This window comes from Limnoglobus sp., from assembly GCF_059499385.1.
Map to the genome: position 1 here is coordinate 1 of NZ_JCABYM010000024.1, position 6,188 is coordinate 6,188.

Sequence of the window (6,188 nt, forward strand, 5' to 3'; positions counted from 1 at the left end):
GCGGGTGCGCGCCGCCTGTCGCCGGGACCCAGCTCGGGGGGGGGTGGGGTCGGGGGGGGGCCAGCGCAGGTCCCTCCCGGTGAGTTTCGCGTCCGAGGCAGGGAGGCTACCCCCCTCCCTAACCCTCCCCCCCAAGGGGGGAGGGAACAAGAGTCGAGCCTCGCAGAGCCGCGACCCCGCCACAGGAGTCTCCCCATGCGCGTCGGTGCCACCCGCAGCCAGTTGTTCGACGCCCAGAAGTCCGCCCGCGGGCACTGGGACAACCTCCTGGACGTGTGGGACGACGCCGCCCGCCGGGAGTTCGACGAACAAACCTGGCAGCCGCTCGACAAGCACGTCGGCGAGCTGCTGCGGGCCATCGACCAGTTGAGCGTCCTGTTCGCCCAAATCCGCAACGAGTGCGAATTCCCCGGCTGACCGGTTCGCCCCCGCCCGCCGTTTGCGATGCTAAGATAGCGCACGCCCCTCACCCGACTGCCGCACGCGGAGCGCGCGGATCGACCGGCACAGGCACTGGAATCCGCAATGTCCGAACCGCTCTTCGACCGCGAACGCGCGGCCCTCGATAAGCTCCTCACCCTCATCAAGGACCGCGCCGCCGGCGAGGCGAGCATCGCCACCGCCTACCAGACCGGGGCGGACGAGGCCGAGAAGGAAGTCCAGCGGGTCCGCCGGCTGATCGCCGCCGGGCGGAAGAAGGCCCGCGACGACGCCGACGAGGACTACCAGCGGCAGCTCGCCGACATGGGGGCGAAGTACGCCGGCCGGCAGAACGCCGCCGACCGCACCCGCGCCGACGCCCTCCGCGAGACGGACGAGAAGTTCCAGGCCAACGACCAGAAGACCCGGACCAAGTACCAGGACCGGCTCTGGACCATCGACTCGCTCGTCGAGGCGGCGGAAAAGGAGGCGAACGACCACCACCAGAAGCTCGTCCGCCAGGCCGAGAGCGCCCGCAAGAAGATCGCCGAGGCATGGAAGCAGGTCGAGCCGGCACTCGCGCGGGTCGGGCTGACCCGCGAGGACGCCGAGTTCCCGGTCGAGCGGCTGCCGAGTCCGACGCCGACCGACCCGGAAGGCAAGCTCATGTCCTGCACGGAGGACGTGGACGCCGCCGCCGAGGCGACGAAGACGTGCTTCCTCCCCCGGCTGCTGCGGCCGCTCAGTGTCATCGGGCTGTCACTCGTCCTCGGCGGCGTCGGGTTCGGCGTCGGCACGGCCGTCGGGACGATGAAGACGGCCGCGATCACGGCCGCCGCGTTCGCCCTCCTCGGCGGCGTCGGCCTGTACTTCCTCCTCCTGTTCCTCGCGAAGCGGCAGGTGCGGATGCGGGCGGTGCAGCTCGGCGTCTTCCAGGCCGAGGCCGGCCGCGCTGCCGACGCCCTCCAGGACTACGCCAAGACGACGCACGCCCGGCAACTCTCGGACTTGAAGAAGCGGCAGACGAGCGACCGCCGCCGGGCCGACGACCACTTCCAACCGCTACTCGCCAAACTCGCGAGCGAGCGGACGAACACCACCGCCCGGATCGAGGCCGAGTACACCGACCGGCTCGACCGGGTCGGCCAGGACCGGTTCATCGAGGCGAAGGCGATCGACGAGGAGTACGCCGTCAACCTGTCGGCCGTGGACGCGAAGTTCGACCAACAGCTGCGGGACGCGGAGGACAAGTACAACGAGAAAATGACGGACGTGATCTCGACCCGCGGCCAGGACTGGAACGCGATGTCGGGCGCGTGGCATTCCGGCATCGCCGCGGTCGGGGCGACGCTCGACGAGCTGAAGGCGCACGGCCAGGAGGCGTTCCCGAAGTGGGACGAACTCATCGACGGCAAGCGGCCGCTGCCGGACAAGGTCCCGAACGGCGTCCGGTACGGCGCGACGAAGGTGGACATGTACACGCTCCCGGAGGGCGAGCCGCTCGACGAGCGGCTCGCGCCGGAGACGCCGATCCGCCTGTTCGTGCCCGCGTACCTGCCGTTCCCGGACAAGTGTTCCGTGCTGCTGAAGGCCGCCGACCAGGGCCGGGCCGCGGCCGTCACCGCGCTGCAGGCGATGATGCTCCGGTTCCTCACCGGGCTGCCGCCGGGCAAGGTGCGGTTCACTATCATCGACCCGGTCGGCCTCGGCGAGAACTTCGCCGCGTTCATGCACCTCGCCGACTACGACGAGCAGCTCGTCGGCTCCCGCATCTGGACCGAGAGCGGGCAGATCGAGAAACGCTTGCTCGACATCACCGAGCACATGGAGAACGTGATCCAGAAGTACCTCCGCAACCAGTACAAGAGCATCGAGGAGTACAACCGCGCCGCCGGCGAGGTGGCCGAACCGTACCGCGTGCTGGTGATCGCGAACTTCCCGACGAACTTCACCCCGGACGCGGCCCGGCGGCTCATCAGCATCCTGAGTAGCGGCCCGGCGTGCGGCGTCTGCACGCTCGTCAGCGTGGACACGAAGGCGGCGATGCCCCGCGACTTCCGCCTCGCGGACCTGGAGCAGGTGGCGTTCAACCTCGTCTGGAAGGACGGCAAGTTCGTCCCCGTCGATCCGGTGCTGGCCGCGTTCCCGACGACGATCGACACGCCGCCGGAGCCGGTGGACCTGGCGGACCTCGTCCGCAAGGTCGGCGAGGCGAGCCGGGACGCGGCGCGGGTCGAGGTCCCGTTCGAGTTCATCCAGCCGGGGCCGCTCGACATCTGGAAGAGCACGGCGGCGAAGTCGTTCGACGTGCCGATCGGCCGGGCCGGGGCGACGAAGCGGCAGATGTTCTCCCTCGGCCGCGGGACCGCGCAGCACGCGCTCGTCGCGGGCAAAACCGGCTCCGGGAAATCGACGCTGCTGCACGCGCTCATCACGAACCTCGCGCTGATGTACAGTCCGGAGGAGGCGGAGCTGTACCTGATCGACTTCAAGAAGGGGGTCGAGTTCCGCGCCTACGCGGCGAACCGGCTGCCGCACGCGAAAGTCGTGGCCATCGAGAGCGAACGCGAGTTCGGCCTGAGTGTCTTGCAACGGCTGGACGTGGAACTCCGCGACCGCGGGGACAAGTTCCGCGCCGCCGGCGTCAACGACCTCGACGGCTACCGCGACCACTTGAAGTCCCAGGGCAAGGGCGGCACGCTCCCCCGCATCCTGCTCATCGTGGACGAGTTCCAGGAGTTCTTCGTCGAGGACGACAAGCTGGCGCAGGAGGCGGCGCTGCTGCTCGACCGGCTGGTCCGCCAGGGCCGGGCGTTCGGCCTGCACCTGTTCCTCGGCTCGCAAACCCTCGGCGGGGCGTACTCGCTGGCCCGCAGCACCATCGACCAGATGGCCGTCCGCATCGCACTGCAGTGCTCGGACGCCGACGCGCAGCTGATCCTGAGCAAGGACAACAGCGCCGCCCGGCTGCTCTCCCGGCCCGGCGAGGCGATCTACAACGATGCGAACGGCCTGCTCGAAGGCAACGACCCGTTCCAGGTCGTCTGGCTGGACGAGGACCACCGCGACAAGCTGCTGAAGGAGATTCACGAGCGGGCCGGCGACAAGTACCCGCCGCCGCTGGTGTTCGAGGGGAACGTCGCCGCCGAGTTGCCGAAGAACCGGCTGCTCACGAACCTGCTCGCGAAGCCGCCGGCGGACGTGAAGGTTCCGGTCGCGTGGCTCGGCGACGCGGTCGCGATCAAGGACCCGACGGCCGCGACGTTCCGCGCCCAGTCCGGCATGAACCTGCTGCTCATCGGCTCCTCCGAGGAGGCGGCGCTGGCGATCCAGACCGCGGCGGTGGTGGCGTTCTCGGCGCAGGTGAAGCGGGACGCCGGGCGGCCGGTGACGATTCTCGACGGCACGCCGGACGACAGCGACCACGCCGATTACCTGCGGAAGGCGGCCGAGGCCGTCGGGTTCGCCGGCGCGAGCGTCGAGCGATTCCAGATTCAATCCGCGCTGGCGGAGTTGGCCGAGGAGATCGCGAAGCGGCAGGGCGGGTCGGCCGACCGGTCGCCGCGGTTCCTGTTGGTGCAGGGCCTCCAGCGGTTCCGGGAACTGCGGAAGCCGGAGGACGACTACGGGTTCGGCCGCAAGGGGGACCAGCCGAAGTCGCCGGGCGAGCTGTTCGCGACGATCCTCCGCGACGGCCCGGCGGTGGGCGTTCACTCCATCGTGTGGTGCGACAGCTTGACGAACCTGACCCGTGCGTTGGACCGGCAGGCGTTGCGGGAGTTCACGCAGCGGGTGCTGTTCCAGATGAGCGCGCAGGACAGCAGCACGCTGATCGACACCCCGGTGGCGAGCCGCCTCGGCCGCACGCGGGCGCTGTTCGTGCAGGAGGAGCTGGAGCGGCCGGAGAAGTTCCGCCCCTACGGGCTGCCGGAGCTGTCGTGGCTGCGGGGCGTGGGGAAAGAATCACTAAAGTGACGCTAATGGGCGGATAGAATCGGCGATGAAAGGGGGGATCAAGCAATGGGTAGCTTGGCCGAGTTCGTGAAGAAGGAAGCCGCGCATCTCAAGGGGGAGATCGAACGGCAAGAGGCTTCGCTGAAGGAGTGGAAGGCCGCCATCGACGACCTTTACGCGACCTTAACTCGGTGGATCGAAGAAGCCGACGGCGGGCTTCGGTTGCTCCGGACGGATGCGTTCGCATACGTCACCTGCCGGGAACCGGGCCTGGGAACATATGAGGTGAAGCGACTGACGATCTCGGTGGGGCAACTCGGTTCTCGGGAGGCCGAGATCGTACCCCGCGCGCGGTTCGTTGCCTCGCAGGTTAAGGTCAACGGGAAGTTGCGCCGCGCGGACGGGATTATGGAAATACGCGAGCAGACGACCCCCATGTATTACCTCTTTCGGGTCAAGGACGACGGCCGTGACGCGTGGTTCATCCGAAGCGTCGTCGAATGGAACGCCGACGAGGACTACGGGAACGCCTTCTCACTCGACCGGGACCGGTTCGAGGCGGCCGTGCTGAGCATCCTCAAGTGACCCGGTTCCAGGCCGCGTGGGATTGGTTCGAGACGGTCAACGAAAGTTGTCGGCTGTTCGGCCAGTTGGGGAACTGCTGGGCGGATTTGCCCTGGGAGGCCGACCGCCTCCCACCGGGCCGATTACGGAACATCGAAGGCCCCGAGTTCAGCACCCTCCGCGACCGCGTCCGCGAACCGCTCAACGACTTGGCCATCCTCTTTCTCTTCTCGGTGTTCGAAGCGACCGTTCGGGATCACGTCCGTTTGCAAGTCGATCCGGAAATCGAACGCCTCCAACACGAGGCCCTCCAACAAGCCGGCCGCGACCTTCGGGAAACGTTGGACGACGGTAGCTTTTTCCGGGTGCTGAAGTTGGTGAAGGGGATCGACCACAACTTGGCAGAGGAAGTAAACCGCATCCGCAAGCACCGGAACTGGATCGCCCACGGCAAGAAAGCGGGCGGCGAGCCGGCGTTCACGGTCGGTGAGCCGAAAGAGGTGTACGGACGGCTACGGGCATTCCTGGAGTTGCTCTCGAAGTCGGTCCCCCCGCTTGCGGACGACGCCGGTTCGGTGTAACCGCCCGAGTCCGAGGGAATGCCATGTCCGCGGCCCCCGAACCGCCGCCGCCGGTGATCGCGTTGCCGCTGCTCACGCTCGCCTGGGTGGCGATCGCCGTCCCGAACGTGACCGACGCGGGGTCCGGGTTCGTCCCCTTCTGCTTGCTCGCGCCGCTGTCGGCGTTGGTGGCGGTCGCGTGGTTCTGGGCGCTCGTGGTGATCTCTCACACGCCGCGGCCTCGCGCCCGGCGGTGGTTCAACACGTGGGCCGGCTGCACCGCCGCCGTGGCATTCACCCTCGTCCTCGCCCATCCCGCCGTCGGGTTCCGCGCCCGCGTGTGGCTCTCGACGGCCGCGCTGGAGCGGTTCGCCCGGTCACTGCCGCCGGACGCACACGCATCCGAGCCGCCCGGGATGGTCGGCCTGTTCTACGTGACGGATTATTCAACCGGCCCGGACGGGTCGGTCGCGCTATTTACAAGTAACTCGGGGATGCTGGGTCGGGCGGGCATCTTGTACCTGCCGCCGGGGGCCACGGCTTCCGGATCGGTGGGTCTCCACGGGCCGCTGTTCGGCTCGTGGCATTGGTTCTACCAAAGGTTTTGACGGCCGATTTGCCCCGTCCCATCGCCGAAGTCAAGTGTCCCGCCGCCACGGGGTGGCCCCGTGGCGGTGGCGGCGGTGGCGG

At 68.6% G+C, this 6,188-nt stretch carries 5 protein-coding genes; all 5 read left to right on the top strand.

Translation table 11 applies throughout. The annotated features are described in order from the left end of the window. Window positions 1-195: 195 nt before the first annotated feature. The 5 genes from AC5JJ2_RS03975 to AC5JJ2_RS03995 all read left to right on the top strand — a co-directional run bounded on the left by AC5JJ2_RS03975 (window position 196) and on the right by AC5JJ2_RS03995 (window position 6,106). Window positions 196-417: a hypothetical protein gene (locus tag AC5JJ2_RS03975; protein WP_495856660.1), complete on the top strand. Its 222-nt coding sequence runs from the start codon at window positions 196-198 to the stop codon at window positions 415-417. A gap of 108 nt (window positions 418-525) precedes the next feature. After that, the gene (locus tag AC5JJ2_RS03980) at window positions 526-4,395 is read left to right on the top strand and encodes an FtsK/SpoIIIE domain-containing protein (RefSeq protein WP_495856661.1); all 3,870 of its coding nucleotides are present in this window, start codon (window positions 526-528) and stop codon (window positions 4,393-4,395) included. Between the two features lie 45 nt (window positions 4,396-4,440). After that, window positions 4,441-4,959 (top strand): hypothetical protein, encoded by a 519-nt coding sequence (locus AC5JJ2_RS03985; protein ID WP_495856662.1) that lies wholly within the window; start codon window positions 4,441-4,443, stop codon window positions 4,957-4,959. Continuing rightward, window positions 4,956-5,519 carry a hypothetical protein gene (locus AC5JJ2_RS03990; RefSeq protein ID WP_495856663.1) on the top strand — a complete coding sequence of 188 codons (564 nt, stop codon included), beginning with the start codon at window positions 4,956-4,958 and terminating at the stop codon, window positions 5,517-5,519. Before AC5JJ2_RS03985 ends, AC5JJ2_RS03990 begins: the two co-directional genes overlap by 4 nt. A 23-nt stretch (window positions 5,520-5,542) precedes the next feature. Further along, the gene (locus AC5JJ2_RS03995; RefSeq protein WP_495856664.1) at window positions 5,543-6,106 is read left to right on the top strand and encodes a hypothetical protein; all 564 of its coding nucleotides are present in this window, start codon (window positions 5,543-5,545) and stop codon (window positions 6,104-6,106) included. The last annotated feature ends 82 nt before the right edge of the window (window positions 6,107-6,188 follow it).